This window comes from Corynebacterium matruchotii (assembly GCF_011612265.2).
GTDB classification, from domain to species: domain Bacteria; phylum Actinomycetota; class Actinomycetes; order Mycobacteriales; family Mycobacteriaceae; genus Corynebacterium; species Corynebacterium matruchotii.
Map to the genome: position 1 here is coordinate 486,569 of NZ_CP050134.2, position 16,194 is coordinate 502,762.

Sequence of the window (16,194 nt, forward strand, 5' to 3'; positions counted from 1 at the left end):
GAATCATGGCACTCAATAACCGGGAACGCATCACCAGAGCATTCGACCTGCTCCAGGAGGGGCTGCATGACCTTGTGGACGAGGTGATGACCAGGTATTTTCACACCAGTGATTGGCCAGAACGGATGGCCGCCCAGGACGCGCAGCGTTACGGCCGGGAGCGCCGCAGGCTGGAGAAAACCGACCCGCAGGTGCAGCTGCGGGCGATCACTGAATACGGTCGGGAGTTCAGCAGGGAACTGTCCCGCGGGCAGCAAAGTTTAGCGTCGGAACTGCGGGATACCCGAAACGAGTGGGCGCACGGCGGTGCATTCAACTCTGACGATACGAGCCGCGCCCTGGACACGATCGAACGCCTGTTGCGGGCGGTCAACTCGATGGATTCCGCCAATGACGTGCGTAAACTACGCGAAGACCTGCAGCGTACGGTGTACGAGGACCGGACCCGGAAGCGGTCAAAGCCCACGAACACGGCGTCGATAAGCGCAAGTAAGGGGCTGAAACCGTGGCGGGAAATCATTCACCCGCACGACGATGTGGCGCGCGGCGACTTTACCGCGTCCGAATTCGCCGCCGACCTCTACGACGTGAGCAAGGGGCAGGCGAGCAGCGAATACGGCGACCCGATCGAGTTTTTCAGCCGCACCTACCTGACCGAGGGGCTGCGGGACCTGCTCACCCGTGCTTTGCGACGCCTTAGCGGGGACGCCAACGCCAGTCCGGTGGTGAATCTGCAAACCAACTTCGGTGGCGGCAAAACCCACTCCATGCTGGCCCTTTACCACCTGTTTAGCGGCACCAAGAAGGACGATTTTCCGCAGGAAATACAGGACCTGATTCAGGACGCCGGCAACCCGGAACTAGACACTTTGGGGGTGCGGCGCGTCACCCTGGTGGGCACGTATTTGCAGGCTGGCTCGCCAAGCATCAAGGAAGACGGCACCGAGGTGCACACGCTGTGGGGCGAGCTCGCGTGGCAGCTGGGTGGTCGGGAAGCTTACAACATTGTTGCCGGTGCGGACAGGTCCGGCACTAACCCCGGCGAAGCATTGCACACACTCATTAGCGCTCACGGACCGGTCCTCATCCTGATCGACGAATGGGTGGCGTACGCGCGCCAACTCGTCACCGATAAGGAACTGCCCGCAGGCTCGTTCGATACTCAATTCACTTTCGCGCAATCATTAACGGAGACCGTGCGGGGCATCCCCGGGGCAATGCTGGTGGTGTCCATCCCCGCCTCTGACGGTGGGAAAGACGGGCGCGGTACTGACATCGAGGTCGGCGGCACCAATGGGCAGCTCGCCCTCGAACGGTTGCAGAACGTGATCCGGCGCGTTGCTGACCAGTGGCGACCCTCAAGCCGGGACGAATCCTTCGAAATCGTGCGCCGGCGACTCTTCAAAGAACCCGACGCGCAAGGCCTCGCCGACATCGCGGTGGTGGCCCGCCAATTCGTCACCATGTACCGCAATAATGCGCCCTCATTCCCGCGGGACGTGGCCACCACCAACGACTACGAACACCGCATTCGGGCCTCCTACCCGCTGCACCCCGAACTGCTGGATCGGCTCTATGAGGACTGGTCCACCCTGGAGCGGTTTCAACGCACCCGTGGCGTGCTCAAACTCGTGTCTTCTATCGTGCACGAACTCTGGGTCAATAATAATGATGCTGCGCCGCTGATCTTGCCCGGCAATGTGCCGTTGTCCGCCACCCGGGTGAATACCGACCTCACCCAATACCTGGAAGACCAGTGGAAACCCATCATCGACTCCGACATTGACGGCGTTGGCTCCACCGCGCAGCGTATCGACGCGGACCGTCCCGCGCTGGGAGAACGGTCGATCACGCAACGCATCGCCCGCACCATCTTCATCGGGGCGGCCCCGCGCAGCAAAACCTCACACAAGGGCCTGGACAAGCAATATTTGTGGTTGGGCACCGCAATCCCTGGCGATCCGCTCGGCAACTTCGGCACCGCGGTCGAACAGATTTCCCAACGCTCCACCTACTTCTACGAAGAACAAGGCTTGTACTGGTTCGACACCCAGCCGTCGGTGGCGAAAGCCGCGCGCGACCATGCGGAACAGCTGCGGGAAGACCCGGACACCGCATGGAACGAAATCGTCCGCAGGTTGAAAGCCGCGGAGGGCAAAGGTCGGGGTTTCTTTAGCCACATCCACATCGCGCCCGACACTGCCGCCGATATTCCCGACATGGATACTGTTCGGCTCGTGATCGTGCACCCCCGGCTGCGGCGTCGCAAGAAAGATGGGGCGGAATCCGAGGTAGTCAAGTGGATTCGCGCCGCGGTGGAATCCAAAGGTGCGGCACAACGAACCCACCGTAACACGCTGGTATTCCTGGTTGCCGACTCCGACGAGCTGGAATGCCTCGAAAACACCACTCGCAACTACCTGGGGTGGAAAATGGTGCAAGACAGCGCGGAACAACTCAACCTGTCCAAGCAGCAAAGCAACCAGGCCGACAGCTGGGTGAAACGACTCAACGACACCATTAACAGCAACATTCGTAGCACCTACATGTGGATGGTCTACCCCGAACAAATTGATCCCACCCGGCCCTTTGAACTGGCAGCCGAAAAAACCTCCGACTCTGATGGCAAAACACTCACCGAGCGCGTGTTCACCAAGATCAAGCGTGACGGCCAACTGATTACCGAACTCGCCCCCACCATGCTGGGCATGACCCTGCACAGCGAATTGGGTGCGCTATGGGATCGCGTGGATGACATGACCGTCGGTGACCTGTGGGGATACTTCACCCAATACGCCTACATGCCCCGCCTGGCCTCCCGAACCGTGCTTGACGACGCCCTCCGGTCGGTCATCGACGTCATGCTTATGCCAGGGGAACAGTTCGCGCTGGCCACGGGGAAGGACAGTGGAGATTTCGGGCAGGGTCTGGGCGGCCTGGGTGCGCGGAGTGGTCTGGCTGCCGGGGCTGCCAGGGAGGGAGCGGCCCATTATCAGGGACTCATCCTGCCGCCATCCAGCGCCGCCACCGCACCAGTCATTACCGACAACACACTTGTGGTCAAGTGGGAAGTGGCCAAAGCACAGGCTGACGCCGAAGCCGCCGAAGCAGAACTGGCGGCGCAGCAGGCTGCCGCGGAGCAGGGGAGTGGAGCTGAGGGGTCGAGAGACCAAGCGGTATTGCGGGGTGACCTATCAGATGGGGAAACTCTTACGGCTTCTTACCATGGTGAACCATCTACTGTTGGGACGCGACCATCACCAAACGCATCTGTTGGTTCTGGCGGGCTTTCTGGTGGCCCGACGGTCGTGGAGTTACCGGACACCCACTACACCGGCTCCGTCGTCATCAACTCCGACCGGTACGTGCGCATGGTCAACAACATCATCGAAGAAGTCATCGACCGGCTAGCCGGCAGCGGTGCCGACCTTGAAATAACCATGAACATCCACGCCACCAAACCCAAAGGATTCACCGAAACCGAAAAACGCATCATCAGCGAAAACTCCCAAACACTCAAATTTGGGTACTACGGGTTTGAGAGGGGGTAGTAGCTAGGGTAGGGAGATTATGAGTGAGTAGGGTCGGGGTGCCGGTTGCGGCCCCGGTCTTGGCTCAAGTAAAAGTAGGGTGCCTGCGCGCTGGTGATTGTGTGGGTGTGTGGGCGCCCTGCGCTTACTGATGAAATTGGAAAAACAATTCGCATAAGTGAATGGAGGAATTTATAGTATGAATATATATGAACATCATGAGGTCTTAGGGTGGTTTTTCTTACCGGAAAAACCAGATAACAGGGTGCCAGTTGTTTTGGAATGGGATCCAGCCAAGGGGGCTGAGATCGAATTAATGGGTGGATTATGCCCCGGGTTTTCCGATAAAGATGTCCCTGCGGACCAAATGCGTAGGTTTACCTCATTAGAAGGAACGAGTAATGCCGATTTTGGTATTATCACACTTGCTGAGGAGATCTCATCTATTCCGGTGATATTTCTTAAAACGAGGGAAGGTAAAAAGTATTCGATTTGGGATGCTCAAAGAGGCAATTATTCGGTTGGCCTTTCATCGGTAAGAACTAAAGAAGAGCATTGGCATTCAGTGCAAGTATATGTGGATGGTCATATTCTGCCTGAAGAAAAGATCTTCACAAAAGCTACTTTTTACATTGATGAATTGTATTATTTAGTCAATGAATGCCAAATTTGGCAGCCAAAGTGGTGTCCAATGGAGAAGGTAGGGCGACCGGGAGAAAAACCGGAAAATGGAACATCTTTAATGCCTTACATGTTACTTGTTACAGGTGGCTTCCAGCCGGGAATATTTGAGGGAAGCACAGAAGATACGCACTATTCCATAAACTTATCAACGACTCGTCCATGGGGGCGTGAAGCTACTGAAGATACTCCTTGGCTCAACCTTAACTCGATACTGAAACGCCAGCGTCACGGTTTAACGCTTACGATCTCTGCTGAAGCAAGTGTCAGCATTACACTCCGAAAGAATACGGAAGAACCAAAAGATTTAGTAGGGACTGCTTCAGATTTAATTGATAAGTTTGTGCCAATATATGATTTGATGCGACTTGCTATGTTCCAACCTTGTGGAGTGGCCAACATTCAACTACAGCAACATGATAATGAACATGGAAGTTTACTGGTGAATTTGGGTGAAGTTGCAAGACCAAATGAACATCATGAACAGCTAGATGTGGTTTTCACTCTCAATGATATTTCTCTGGAGAATTTCCTAAAGGAGCGAGAGCGTTTAACGAACAACTATGGGGCTTTTGATTCTTGGAATATCTTGATTAGTTTTTGTGGTTATTCCTCTAACTATATGGAAGAATATATAAGTCAAATTCTTGCAGCAATAGAAAGTTTCCATAAACGATGCCTTCTTGGTAAAAAGGGAAACTTGAAAGAGAGATTAGAAGATTTGTATTCTCTTTTGCCGCAGAAGATTCGGAATCAAATTAAGTTTGACGATGATATTGAGATATGGGCAGAACTTGCGGCAAATGTTCGTCACCGAGCGGCACATGCTGGGCCACAAGATGGACGAAACAACAATACTATCTCAGATGAAATAAAGCGTTATGTCGGAACTCTATCAATATCAGATCGCAATGCTATTGCGGTATCCGCACATTTAGTAACATATCTTGTTTTGCTGAATGAATTAGGTGTTTCATCAGAGGCAATCTGTAATGCGCTAAATATACATCCCAAAATTTCGACCATGGTGTATTACTGTTCTAAAGTCCGTCCGTTACTGGAATCCATAAAGAATCTACCAACTTCATAATCGTTGCCCCGCACCAGCGGGGCAACGATGCGTCGTAAAGCTTGAGCAGGTGTTTTCTAGCGTAAGGCGGTATTATAAGAATCACTACATGGATGTTTAGGTGCTTCTATGACTAAGGCGGATGAGTGAGATAGTGTCGGCAAACGATGACATAATAGAACTGGTCCAGAGCCATGCTGATGGTGACGACAAGAAGTTCTACACCATAGCAATGCAAATAGCTGCAAAAGCTGCACGCTTGGGGCATACCCAGTTTGCGCAAGAACTGCGGGATTTGGTGACAGAACTGCGTCGAAAAACTCATCACGAAGCGCAGCTGGCGACGATTAAAACGCGGGGTGAGCTGGAGTCCTTCGCCACAATCAGTTATCCCGACGTTCGGCTCAACAACATGACACTGTCGCCGGACAACCAAAAGCAGCTGCATAACGTGGTGGTAGAGCAACGCCAACGGGACAAACTGATGCTTTATAACCTACGGCCAGTGCAACAGTTACTATTTATCGGGCCTTCCGGCACTGGGAAAACGCTGGCTGCCAAGGCACTTGCGGGTGAGCTCAATCTGCCGCTTATCTCGGTTCGGCTTGATATGCCTATAGGGGATGCTGCGACAAAACTACGCAGCATTATTGATATATCCCAGGAGACCAGGGGAGTTTACCTGTTTAACGAGGTTGATGCGATCACTGCTGACGGTGGCGGGGCACGGCAGGCAATCAACCTGCTTCTGCAATTCGTGGAAGATGATTACTTGAACAATCTCATCATTGTGGCAACAAATCACCCACAATCGTTTGGGTACGCAACGCTTCGCAGATTCGATCAAGTCATCAAGTTTGAACTGCCTAGTGGGGACGAAATTCGGTCGGTGATTGAAAACCGGCTTGCGGTATTTACCCCAATGAAAGCCTCATGGGAGCCCATCGTGGCGGCAGCAGACGGGCTAAGCCACGCGGACCTGGCTGTGGCGGCCACAAACGCAGTTAAACGCGCAGTCCTCAACGGAAAAATCGGCAAAAGCGCCGGGGACTTTGAGGAATGGACAGAATACCTATGCCACGAACTGGAAGAACGGAGGAAGTTTGGGAAGGGGGAGGGAGTTTAGGGGGTTTGGCTTCCATGGGTGGAGGAGTCGTGGATGAGGGCACTTGATGTTTGGGCCTGGCGTCTAGGTGGTGCGTGAGTTTGTGGGTGGCGGGTGACATTGGGGTTGGGATTGGGGGCCGATCAATGATGATGTGATTTATTGAGTGAACGTTTCGTGGGAAAATGCACGATATACTGGGTTAGAAGCTTTGTAGAGTTTCTTGTGGATAGACAGATTGGAAACGCAAGATGAATGATGATTCTGCTAATGAAGCCCTTGAATTGCTCAAGCAAGAAGACATGATTTATGACAGTTTTGTTAATGATGAAGATGGGTGGACTGTTGTTTATGATGAATGGTACAACCAAGATCACTCTAATGGGGGTAGATATGCTTATTTCGCCCAACCCAATCAGTGTGAGAAAATTATTAGCCATGATGAATGGGATTTGAGATGCGATGAAGGATTACCTGGCTTCGTGGTAAATCGTCAAAATGGTGAAGATATATTAACTTATCGTCGAAATAATAAAGCTCCAGAATTTGAACCTCTCATTATTGTGCAAGATTTTCATGGGGTTGAGCCAAATTCTCTATTATTATCTGAAGAATTTCGTCTCCTGATGAATCTTTGGCAAGATCCAGAATCTGGGGATTTTTATATGATTAGTGATGATGATTCTAAAGAATTGACGGTTCGATTTACTGCTGAGAAGGTGGAGATCCGTACTTCAATTCTGTGTTGTTACCAGGCGGCGCGGCAGCTAGCTCTTGTTTTGGTTACTGATTCTGTTGTTTATACGCAATTTCGTGTGCCGGCTGAATCATTGCAAAATCTTTCTTTTATAAAGAAAACAAAAGATGGTTTAAATCGTGTGTCCTTAAGTGTTGTTAATGATAAAACACCTGGTAATGGCAGTTGTTCTCGTGTTCTCATAAAGCGAATTTTACCTCCACCGCCACAGGAAGAATGCGGAATTTGGCCATTTGAGAACAAACAAAAAAAGTATCTAGAATTTATTATTGGTGAGGATAAGTATGGCCATCCAATAGAATATACCTGTGATCCTGATAAGCTTGCTAATTATTTCGGTAAGAATCCTGATGCGCCGCATTATCTTACACCGGTCTTTTTTAAAAAAGATGTTTTGCAGCGTTACTATGATGACTCAAAACTATATAGTGTTAGTGATGGGTATCTTGCGTGTGCGCGGAAGTGGAGAGTTCAAATTGACAATAACAACCTAAATGTCGTTTCTGTGTTTCTTGGAGATATTGGGCGCTATATTCCATCTGGCCATCGGCAGCATTGGTTAAGTTATAATGTTCCTCCGATTTATAGTATGAGCGAATCGGGTATACGTCGTTCATTTTTGGGGCAGTTTGTTGAAAGTGATAACCCAGAGCATCAGTTTAAACATAAATACTCTGAGCTTCAGAAAGTATGGGAACAAGCTTGGGGCTGGCGACTACACCGGGAGCCTGCCAAACAAGATGCCGGAGCGATAAAGCGTCTGCGAGTTCCGCTCAATGAAATAGAAGCAGAATTTAAGCAGCAGTTACTCAACCTTGCTTTAGTCTTGGTTGACCTTCTTAACGAGAAATCTATTGTCAAGCAGTGCCCAGAAGCCAAAGATGAAAAAGGAGGCATCTCTAAGTTGGAATACTTCCTCAAACACTATTCATATCCTCACGTTGAACGGGATATCTCGGTATTGCGGACTGTTCAGACGATGCGTTCTCGAATAGCTGCCCATGCCTCCGGGAGCAACGGACAAAAATATCTTGATGAACAACTGAATGGTAAAACCACTCAGGAATACTTCGTGTTGCTGCTGGAGAAAGTAGTGACCATGCTGGATAGTCTTATCGCATTTGCGGTTGATAAAGCAGAACAGTCTAAAACTTAAACCATGCAGAAGTGTGGTGGGTTCTGGTTTTAGGCCGAAGCTCACCCCGGATCAGGGCTTAGGTAGGGATTCTCCTACTCACTGATCTTCAGTATCGAGGCGCCAGAAGTCGATGTTGATCTGTGGACTCCCATTAATGTGGCCAACAAGGTGACTATTGAAGTGGAGCAGTAAATGTTGGTGAGTCAGTGATGCTTCAGGCATGCTTATTCATCACAAAAACCTAGCGCTCTTTGAACTATATATTCCATTTGGCTACCACCCGCAGCTGTGTCAGCTGCGGGTAATTTTATTCGCGGCGGGGGCATTAATCCTTCTGGTTATATCCACTGTAGTATGGGAGGTAGAAAGGTGTTCTCGCAAAGAAAGATCAGAACATAAGGTGTGTAACAGACATGACTGACCATAACCACTATGGCGGTGACCCAGAATCCCTGCTATCCGTCAGCTATCCCAATGCGCAACTCAGCGACTTGGTGCTCACAATAGAAAACCGTCGGCGACTCTGGAACGTTGTCATGGAACAACGACAATGGGACAAAATCACCTTCCACGGCCTACAGCCGGTCCGCCGACTCCTGTTCACCGGCCCGCCCGGTACTGGGAAAACGTCGACAGCCCAAGCCTTGGCGGGTGAGCTTGGAGTGCCGCTCTACACGGTGCGACTCGACCTGCTCACCACCCATCCCAAGGATGAGGGCGAGGCGGAATTCCGGCAGGTGCTGGACACATTGATGCAAACCTATGGCGTGTTCGTCTTCGATGGGGTGGCCGAGTTTACCGAGGATAACCGGTGGATTCTGGTCATGCTCCAGCAGTTCCTGATGCAGGACACGTCGAAAAGCGTCATCATTGTGGCAAGCAATCGCCCCCGGCTGCTTGACGGCGTGATTTTTGAGCAGTGTGACCGCATCGTGAACTTTGGGTTGCCCACAAGCGACGAGGCGCGGGCGATCATCGAGGGGCAGCTTGCCATGTTTGACCTGCGGAATATCTCGTGGGCGTCGGTGCTGACCGCGGCAGACGGGCTCAGCCATGCGGAAATTTCCACAGTGGCCGGTAGCGTCGCCGAGCACGTCATGCTGACCAATGCCCCTGTTTCCTGGGCGCGGCACCTGACCGCAGAATTGGGGCGAGCACGGCAATAACCTTGTAACCTGCGGAAAAGCTTCCGCAACAGTCGGCGTACCCGTGGCAGGAACGCTGTGACAAAGAAGCCTTGAGCGTGTTAGCGTGCCGAGCGTCGAGAAATGTCGAGCATGCTTGAGCAAGAGGTGCTGCTATTTTGCCTGGTTAACGGGCTATAGACTGGCAGGGCTTAGGCGTACGATAAAACATTGCTACCTTCACGGATCTCATCGGTGATAGCACTGGTGCATTCCAGGAGAGATTGGACGAACTCATCTGCCTTCTTATCGGCCTGACCTGTGGTTTCGGCAGGAAACGTGAAAGTGATACAAAGGCGATGCAACGAGGCTGGAGAAATATCGGGTGTGATACCTGCAAAAACAGGATTCTGCGAAAGCACCTGACGAACGAGTAAAATTGCCTCCGGGGTGGGGAGCGAATCGTCGAGATACACAAAGATCTTTAATTTGAAATCCATTGTCATTACCTGTGTGACTTGAATAGCTGTGGTTATTACCAGCAATTATAGAACGGTTGATACCTGGGGTGAGTGGAGTGAAATGTTACAGTAGGAATTGGTGTGTTCCCTATGCGGGTTGAGTGTGGGGAACACCTTCCTCGTCGCTGCGCGGTAGGCCCGCGCGCGTGCGGGTGGACCGTGTAGCTGTTTCGGCGAGCGGACCGCCTAACGATGATGGAGGATTGTCATGGGTAAACACAATAAACACCCTGATCGATCACCCGGTCGTAATAATAATAATGATCTTGCAGCCAATGAGCGGTCCAAAGCAAAATTGGCGTACAAGATCATCATCTTTGCGACCGCAACAGTGAAACTCATCACTGAGATACTTCACTGTATAGGGTCGTAGACCCGCAACCCTTACCGGGAAAGGGCAACCGACCTGGTAGGGGTTGTTTTATATTAGTAGCAAGGATACTATCCTTAGCTGCCGCCCCCACTATATCACGAAACCCGACCGATTCGCCCAGAGCATACCTTCCCAAACGCTGTAGTAGCCCCCATCAAACCTTCGCTCCCCACCGACCCCATTAATATTCGTCATTGCTATTTATCCCTCCGGGAAAATACGATTTTGGTATGGACAAAACCCTGCTGCAAGGACTCATCACCGCCCACCTATTCATGGAAAACGGGGACCTTGCCGGGGCCAAACGGGTCCTGACCACCCTGCCTCCCGAATATTATGATGATCCACGCCGGCTGCTCATGCTCGCTCGGGTGGTGTGCCTGGAGGTGCAAGAACCGGAGGACTTTGCTGAGGCGATAACCATATTTCGGCAGGTAGTGCGCGCTGGGTCGCGGGATGCCTCGATACTCGTCAACGTGGCGGCGCTGGCGCTCAAGATCGGATACCGGGACGAAAAACATGCTGCCTGCGAGCGGGTGGCCGACCATCGGTTGGCCTTGGACGCGGTTCGTCAAGCAATCGCCGTCGAGCCCAAGCTGTCGGTATCATATCTGATTGCCACCCGGTTGATTATTAACCTGACCCTATATGCGGTGGGCGGTGCGGAACTAGAATCCCTGGAGGCGGAGGCCAAAGCACATCTGGGCCAGGCGGAGACCTTGGGCGCGGACCCGGCGGCGGTGGCGACACTGCGGGTGGCGTTGATGCTGGTTCTGGGCCAGCTGGATGCCGCCCGGGAATTTCTGACGGATACCCACCCGCAACCCCGAGCTGTGGCGGTGTTGCGGGACTATCTGGCGGAATTGGACCGGCCGCTCACCGATCGGGACCGTGCTGACATGGCGCAAATGTGGGCGGAGCTGCGGGAATTCCTGGCATCGTTTCCCCACTTCATGGCGCGCATGGGCCTGTCCGAAGACGATGAGTTCGCCGACCTGCGGGGCTGCATGCTCATGCAGGCCGCCCTGGACCTGCTCGATGACGACTATGGCGCATTCCCCATGCTGCTTCCCCCGGAGGGCCGGCAGCTGCTGCACAATTTTCACAAGCACACAATCATTGTGAAAGGCATGGCGATGGTGGCATGGCTCAGCCTGCCGCTGCTCTATTTGCCCGCCACACTTCGATTGTGTGCTGCCATTGTGGGGGTGGTGGGTATGCTCGTGGTCGCCAGGCTGTGGGATCGTCGGCTTCGGCGCGATGCCGCCCCATTGGGTTACGCACAATTATTGCGCGGGAACCTGCTCCTGCGGTTGGCGTTACGCCTGTCGCAAGTGGTTCCCGCGCTGTGTTTCGTGCCGGTTGCACGCACCGCGCTTCAGGGTTTCGGGGACCCCAACGTGATGACGCTCGTTGGGCTCCTCATGTTCTTTGCGCCGATGTTTCCCCTATATTTGCTGCGAATCGCGCTGCGTCAGGCGTCGTAAAGCTTATCGACGAGCCCGCCACGCGCCGGCGGCCGCTAACCCGAGACCAACCGCGATCCAGCACACCAGGACGGTGACGGGTTGCCCCATGGCGGCGCCGTCGAAAAACGCGGAGGAGCGAATGGCGGTGCCGGCGGCCCCAAGCGGCAGGTATTGGCCGAGCGTGCCCCACGGGCTGGGCAGCCAAGCGGCGCCGGTGGCTAGGCCGGACAGCGGGTTGGCGACGAACAGCATTAGGACGGCGCCCAGGCCGATGCCCGCGAACCCAAGCAGGGAATTCAGGCCCAAAACGGTGAGGGAAATCGCGGCGATGCCCAGCATAATGATGGCTGTGGTGGGCCAGAAGTTTGCGTCGAAAGCGTCAAACCCGAAGTACAGGGTTGCCGAAGCGATGAGGCCGCCCAGGATTGCTACCCCGATTGCGCCAATGATCTGCTTGCGGCGGGACTTTTTAAACACGGTGCTGAAGGCGACTGCTGAGGACATGCCGCCGAAAATCATGGGCAGTGCCAGCATGCTGATGGCGGAACCGGACGGGTCCTTCGCGGTGAGGGGTGCGACGTCGGTGTAGTGAATGGGCTGGCCGGTTTGGGACAGGCCCTCGCCGATCTGCTTCAAGATGGTGGAATAGGGGGTGCCGGCGGCGCTGGCCGTCACAATGGTGATGCCGTCGGGACCTGCGGTGATGGCGCCGATAGCCTCCCGGTTTCGCACGGCCTCGGTGGCTTCCTCGGCGGTGCTGTAGCTGGTGACGGCGAAGGCGTCAGGAGATTTGGCCTCCAGACCCTGGGTGATTTTGGTGGTCACCATGTTGGGGCCGCCGACCGCGAGCGGCAAATCCTTTGCCCCGGAGTTCAGCAGTGGCGTGACGAATGACAACAACATGAGCAGCAGAATGGTGCTCAACCCCAGGATGAGGCCGGCGAGCTTGAGATATTGCTTGCTGGCCGTGGTGTTTTCGGCGGCGTTGGTGTTGATAGTTGCCGTGGTGGGTTCGGCTGTCTTTGCGCTGGTGGGCGCGGTTGTGATGGACATGGAATGGTCTCCTTCGATGCCTTGAAACTATCTTTAGTGGAGCATTTCGTTCCGATTTATATGGAGCATAACGCTCCGTATAGTAAAATGCAAGCGTAACGAGAAACACCGAGCTTATTGCGGAAAACTGGGAAGGATAGCTGCACGCCATGCGGAAAGATGCGCAAGAAAACCGACAAGAAATACTCCGGGTCGCCAGATTCCTCATCGCCCAACAAGGGTCAGACGTGTCCCTGCGCACCATTGCGTCAACCGCTGGCGTGGGCATCGCCACCCTGTACCGCAACTTTCCCACCAGGGAAGACCTGCTGTTGGGCATTGTGCAAGAAACCGCGGAAGAGGCGGAGGCTGCAATAGCGGAATGCTTGGAAACCTGGGACGCGGACCCCGAGCAGGCGTGGCGGAACTACGCGCATGCCGTTGCCCGGCAGAAGATCGCCACGTTTGCCATGCGCATGGTCGAGACCCCCGGCATAGAAGAGATCGTCGAGCAGATCAAGGCGACACGCGCCCACGTGCTGGGCCAGGCAGAAGCAGTGCTGGATCGGGCGAAAGCCGCCGGGTTCGTTGGCCCCGACATGACTGTTCTGCAATTCCAGATCGGGTTAGCCATAGTGACGCGGCCCCTGCCGGACACTCCCTTCTTTGATCTGCCCGAAGGGCGCGAATGGCTTATCGACGTCTACCTCCGCGGGGTGCGGGCGGAGTAGGGGAGGGGGAACTCCAGCTTTAGTGAGTAAGGTGGTGCAGTACATTCTCTAAGCTCTACTTCCTTCGGGAGTTGTGGGGATTCGGATCGTTCAGGGTGGAAAAGGAGCTTGAAAGTAACGCTACAGCCTGAGCTCCGAATTCTTCCAGGACGTTTAAGAGTTCCATAATCCCGAAACCCAAGCTCAGCACATGTGCTGCAGGGTGGTTTTCTGTTATGGGTCTCTTGGGAGCGATGGTAGTAGATGCTCTAAGCTCCACTTCCCAAGAAAGCCAGGGTTCCTGAGGTGCGTTGGGCGAGTTTTGGAGCTTAGGCAAAATGCTACAAGCTGGGCTTCATTGGTGCTGAGCTTGAATTCTGGGTAGCAGATATCCGAAACGCCTGGTGGGGGAGAGCGGTAAAACGCAAAGTCCAGCTCAGCATTTGTGAAGCCTTGCGTGATCTTGTCATTACTACGAATCCTAAAAGGCTGCACATTATCTAAGCTCCACTTTCTTCGGGAGTTTTAGGGACTTAGATCATTCAGAGTGGAAAAGGGAGCTTAGAAGTTGTGCTATAGCTTGCGTTCTGAATCCTTCCGGAGTGTTTCGGAGCTTCATAGTCCCGAAACCCAAGCTCAGCACATGTGCGGCAGAGGAGCCGGGGAAGTAGCGCGGTTGCTCAGCTTGATTTCCCTCCCGGATACCTCTTCGGGCCCAGGTGAACATCGCAGTTTTTACGGAAGTCAAGCTTAGAAGAAGTGCGAACTTGGTTGAAGGCGTTGATAGTAGATGCGCTAAGCCCCACTTCCCAAGAAACCTGGGGTTCCTGGGGTGCGTTGGGCGGGTTTTGGAGCTTAGATAAAGCGTTACAGGTTGGGCTTCATTGGTGCTGAGCTTGAGTTTGGGGTAGCGGAGGTTTGAAACGCCTGGAGCGCCACCGGGAGGAAACGCGAACTCCAGCTCAGCACTTATGCTGTTTCGTGGGTGTCCAAGCGCTGGCAGGGTTGCATAAGGCCTAAGCTCCACTTCTGGAATAAGGCTGCAAGAGTGTTGAGCTGGAGTTTGTCGGTGGAGCATAGGGCTGCGCATTCTGCACGGCAACCCCTCAACCCAAGCTCGGCACTTGCGTGGTCGCTACATGATCCTCATGGACCTGCGCCTGTGGAGCGCGAAGCTCGTGGTCTCGGTCAGGTTAACCGTGAGCTCTCCGCTGGAGGTTTTCACCGTCACCAATCCTGGGTATTCCTGATTATCAAGCTGTTTCACCAGCGCTTTAGCCTCGCCACCCTCCAAGTCGAAGGTTTCGCCGCAATAATAAAGAGTAATTTTCATCCATGTCACCTCTTTTCTCAAGCTATAGATCCCTATTTTAGCAGGTGGTGGTGGTCGGCAAGGGTGAAAAAGTAACAAGTCAGATGACAAAAAGGTGGGGGATACCCACCCAAAACCATGGGGGCCAAGCGGTCACTCCGTTTTCCATTGCGTGCGATAAAAAATTCGGGTCCTGCCTTGTAGACTGAAGGATATGAGTGATATCAGGATTGAGCATGTGGCCGTCTATGTTCACGACCTAGAGGCTATGCGGGAGTTTTACCAAACCTACTTTGGGGCGAAAGCCAACGACCAGTACCATAACCCCACCACCGGGCTGCGCACCTACTTTCTCACCTTCGGCAGTGGGGCGCGCCTGGAAATCATGAACCGGTCTGGCGTGGATGTGCCGCAGCAACCCCAGCAGGTGGGGTGGGCGCATGTGGCCTTCTCCCTGGGGTCGAGGGAAGCCGTCGACAAGCTGGCGCAAACCCTGGCGGATGCCGGATTCATCGTGAGCCCGCCGCGGGTGACGGGGGACGGCTACTACGAGGCGGTGGTTCAGGACCCAGAGGGGAACGCCGTCGAAATCACCGCGTAATCCCTAGTCCAGGGGGATGGCCTCTTCGGTTTTTTCGATCAGTATAGACACGCGGTCATCACGGATAAAGGCGAAGCCGCCGCTGGTTTTGAACCGCATGTCACTGTTGTCGATACCAATGATGTGGGCAATGCCGTCGCCAAGCATACTCACGTATGGAACGTGCCCGGGGTACACGCCGAAGGTGCCCATCTGGCCGGGGATAGTGGTAAATGAGGCTTTACCTTCCCAAATAATGCCGTAGGGGGCAATGAGCCGAACGGTGAGATATTTATCCATGCGCGGTTATCCTTCATATAAAACAAAGCTAACTCCCCCATGGTACCGCCGTTGTGGGCGGCAAAATGTCCGATCACCTGCGGCACTACATGGGGGTAATGTCCGTGAGCTGTGGCGACGTCATGAGAGTTTGATTTGTCACAGGGGGTTGTTCACCAGGTGAAGAGCGATTCGGTATTGTGGTCGACAGCTTCGAGGAGGGGGCGGATGATTTTTGAGCCGGGAATGCTTTTATACCGGTGGAATTTGCCGGTGTTGTCGGGCCAATAAAGGGTCCATTTACCAGTGGTTTTGGTATAGCGGAATCGGGCAACGAATCTTTTCATCCGCGTAATTTCGGTGGTTTCAGTGGGGATGATATCGACACGCACAACTGTGACGTGGATATTCGTGGTTTGCGCTTCGAAATGTGACAGCGCCCCGTGTCTGCTGTGTTCTTTAAGCGCGCACCATTTTTGGATGTATTTCACATCGAGTTCGGGTAACACCATGA

At 53.6% G+C, this 16,194-nt stretch carries 13 protein-coding genes; 8 read left to right on the plus strand and 5 right to left on the minus strand.

The genetic code is table 11. From position 1 onward, the window contains the following. Positions 1 to 5: 5 nt before the first annotated feature. From HBA49_RS02175 to HBA49_RS02195, 5 genes are all read left to right on the plus strand, one after another. Positions 6 to 3,551, plus strand: a complete 3,546-nt coding sequence (locus HBA49_RS02175) for a DUF499 domain-containing protein (RefSeq protein ID WP_005526420.1) — start codon at positions 6 to 8, stop codon at positions 3,549 to 3,551. A 178-nt stretch (positions 3,552 to 3,729) separates the two neighbouring features. Continuing rightward, positions 3,730 to 5,301 (plus strand): ApeA N-terminal domain 1-containing protein, encoded by a 1,572-nt coding sequence (locus HBA49_RS02180; protein WP_005525955.1) that lies wholly within the window; start codon positions 3,730 to 3,732, stop codon positions 5,299 to 5,301. 121 nt (positions 5,302 to 5,422) lie between these two features. Further along, a complete protein-coding gene (locus HBA49_RS02185; protein ID WP_050773710.1) occupies positions 5,423 to 6,406 on the plus strand; it encodes an AAA family ATPase in 984 nt (327 codons plus the stop codon). Positions 6,407 to 6,636: 230 nt separating this feature from the next. Beyond that, positions 6,637 to 8,298 carry a hypothetical protein gene (locus HBA49_RS02190; protein ID WP_005525547.1) on the plus strand — a complete coding sequence of 554 codons (1,662 nt, stop codon included), beginning with the start codon at positions 6,637 to 6,639 and terminating at the stop codon, positions 8,296 to 8,298. Positions 8,299 to 8,693: 395 nt separating this feature from the next. Then, entirely contained in the window at positions 8,694 to 9,446 is a 753-nt protein-coding gene (locus tag HBA49_RS02195) for an ATP-binding protein (protein ID WP_005526005.1), read from the plus strand. A 170-nt stretch (positions 9,447 to 9,616) separates the two neighbouring features. On the opposite strand, the gene HBA49_RS02200 is transcribed toward HBA49_RS02195, so the two are convergent. Continuing rightward, positions 9,617 to 9,904, minus strand: a complete 288-nt coding sequence (locus HBA49_RS02200; RefSeq protein ID WP_005526525.1) for a hypothetical protein — start codon at positions 9,902 to 9,904, stop codon at positions 9,617 to 9,619. Positions 9,905 to 10,528: 624 nt separating this feature from the next. On the opposite strand from HBA49_RS02200, the gene HBA49_RS02205 reads away from it, so the two are divergent. After that, entirely contained in the window at positions 10,529 to 11,785 is a 1,257-nt protein-coding gene (locus HBA49_RS02205) for a tetratricopeptide repeat protein (protein ID WP_005526490.1), read from the plus strand. Positions 11,786 to 11,788: 3 nt separating this feature from the next. Here HBA49_RS02205 and HBA49_RS02210 read toward each other — a convergent pair whose 3' ends face one another. Next, a complete protein-coding gene (locus tag HBA49_RS02210) occupies positions 11,789 to 12,820 on the minus strand; it encodes a hypothetical protein (protein WP_005525764.1) in 1,032 nt (343 codons plus the stop codon). A gap of 149 nt (positions 12,821 to 12,969) precedes the next feature. Between HBA49_RS02210 and HBA49_RS02215 the strand changes: the two genes are divergently transcribed. Beyond that, entirely contained in the window at positions 12,970 to 13,530 is a 561-nt protein-coding gene (locus tag HBA49_RS02215; protein WP_005525554.1) for a TetR/AcrR family transcriptional regulator, read from the plus strand. A 1,114-nt stretch (positions 13,531 to 14,644) separates the two neighbouring features. Here the strand turns inward: HBA49_RS02215 and HBA49_RS02220 are convergent. Then, on the minus strand, positions 14,645 to 14,842 hold the full coding sequence (locus tag HBA49_RS02220; protein ID WP_005525991.1) for a hypothetical protein: 198 nt from the start codon (positions 14,840 to 14,842) through the stop codon (positions 14,645 to 14,647). A 193-nt stretch (positions 14,843 to 15,035) separates the two neighbouring features. Between HBA49_RS02220 and HBA49_RS02225 the strand changes: the two genes are divergently transcribed. Then, on the plus strand, positions 15,036 to 15,422 hold the full coding sequence (locus tag HBA49_RS02225) for a VOC family protein (RefSeq protein WP_005526163.1): 387 nt from the start codon (positions 15,036 to 15,038) through the stop codon (positions 15,420 to 15,422). Between the two features lie 3 nt (positions 15,423 to 15,425). Here HBA49_RS02225 and HBA49_RS02230 read toward each other — a convergent pair whose 3' ends face one another. Next, positions 15,426 to 15,701 carry a FoF1 ATP synthase subunit delta/epsilon gene (locus HBA49_RS02230; RefSeq protein ID WP_005521295.1) on the minus strand — a complete coding sequence of 92 codons (276 nt, stop codon included), beginning with the start codon at positions 15,699 to 15,701 and terminating at the stop codon, positions 15,426 to 15,428. A gap of 152 nt (positions 15,702 to 15,853) precedes the next feature. Continuing rightward, entirely contained in the window at positions 15,854 to 16,192 is a 339-nt protein-coding gene (locus tag HBA49_RS02235; RefSeq protein WP_005521296.1) for a DUF3024 domain-containing protein, read from the minus strand. Between the last annotated feature and the right edge of the window lie 2 nt (positions 16,193 to 16,194).

Excerpts from the sequence above, each read along its gene's own strand:
- HBA49_RS02210 (WP_005525764.1), bottom strand. The coding sequence starts at position 12,820 with ATGTCCATCACAACCGCGCCCACCAGCGCAAAGACAGCCGAACCCACC.
- HBA49_RS02235 (WP_005521296.1), bottom strand. The coding sequence starts at position 16,192 with ATGGTGTTACCCGAACTCGATGTGAAATACATCCAAAAATGGTGCGCG.
- HBA49_RS02180 (WP_005525955.1), top strand. The coding sequence starts at position 3,730 with ATGAATATATATGAACATCATGAGGTCTTAGGGTGGTTTTTCTTACCG.
- HBA49_RS02205 (WP_005526490.1), top strand. The coding sequence starts at position 10,529 with ATGGACAAAACCCTGCTGCAAGGACTCATCACCGCCCACCTATTCATG.
- HBA49_RS02190 (WP_005525547.1), top strand. The coding sequence starts at position 6,637 with ATGAATGATGATTCTGCTAATGAAGCCCTTGAATTGCTCAAGCAAGAA.
- HBA49_RS02215 (WP_005525554.1), top strand. The coding sequence starts at position 12,970 with ATGCGGAAAGATGCGCAAGAAAACCGACAAGAAATACTCCGGGTCGCC.
- HBA49_RS02225 (WP_005526163.1), top strand. The coding sequence starts at position 15,036 with ATGAGTGATATCAGGATTGAGCATGTGGCCGTCTATGTTCACGACCTA.
- HBA49_RS02185 (WP_050773710.1), top strand. The coding sequence starts at position 5,423 with ATGAGTGAGATAGTGTCGGCAAACGATGACATAATAGAACTGGTCCAG.
- HBA49_RS02195 (WP_005526005.1), top strand. The coding sequence starts at position 8,694 with ATGACTGACCATAACCACTATGGCGGTGACCCAGAATCCCTGCTATCC.
- HBA49_RS02220 (WP_005525991.1), bottom strand. The coding sequence starts at position 14,842 with ATGAAAATTACTCTTTATTATTGCGGCGAAACCTTCGACTTGGAGGGT.
- HBA49_RS02230 (WP_005521295.1), bottom strand. The coding sequence starts at position 15,701 with ATGGATAAATATCTCACCGTTCGGCTCATTGCCCCCTACGGCATTATT.
- HBA49_RS02200 (WP_005526525.1), bottom strand. The coding sequence starts at position 9,904 with ATGGATTTCAAATTAAAGATCTTTGTGTATCTCGACGATTCGCTCCCC.
- HBA49_RS02175 (WP_005526420.1), top strand. The coding sequence starts at position 6 with ATGGCACTCAATAACCGGGAACGCATCACCAGAGCATTCGACCTGCTC.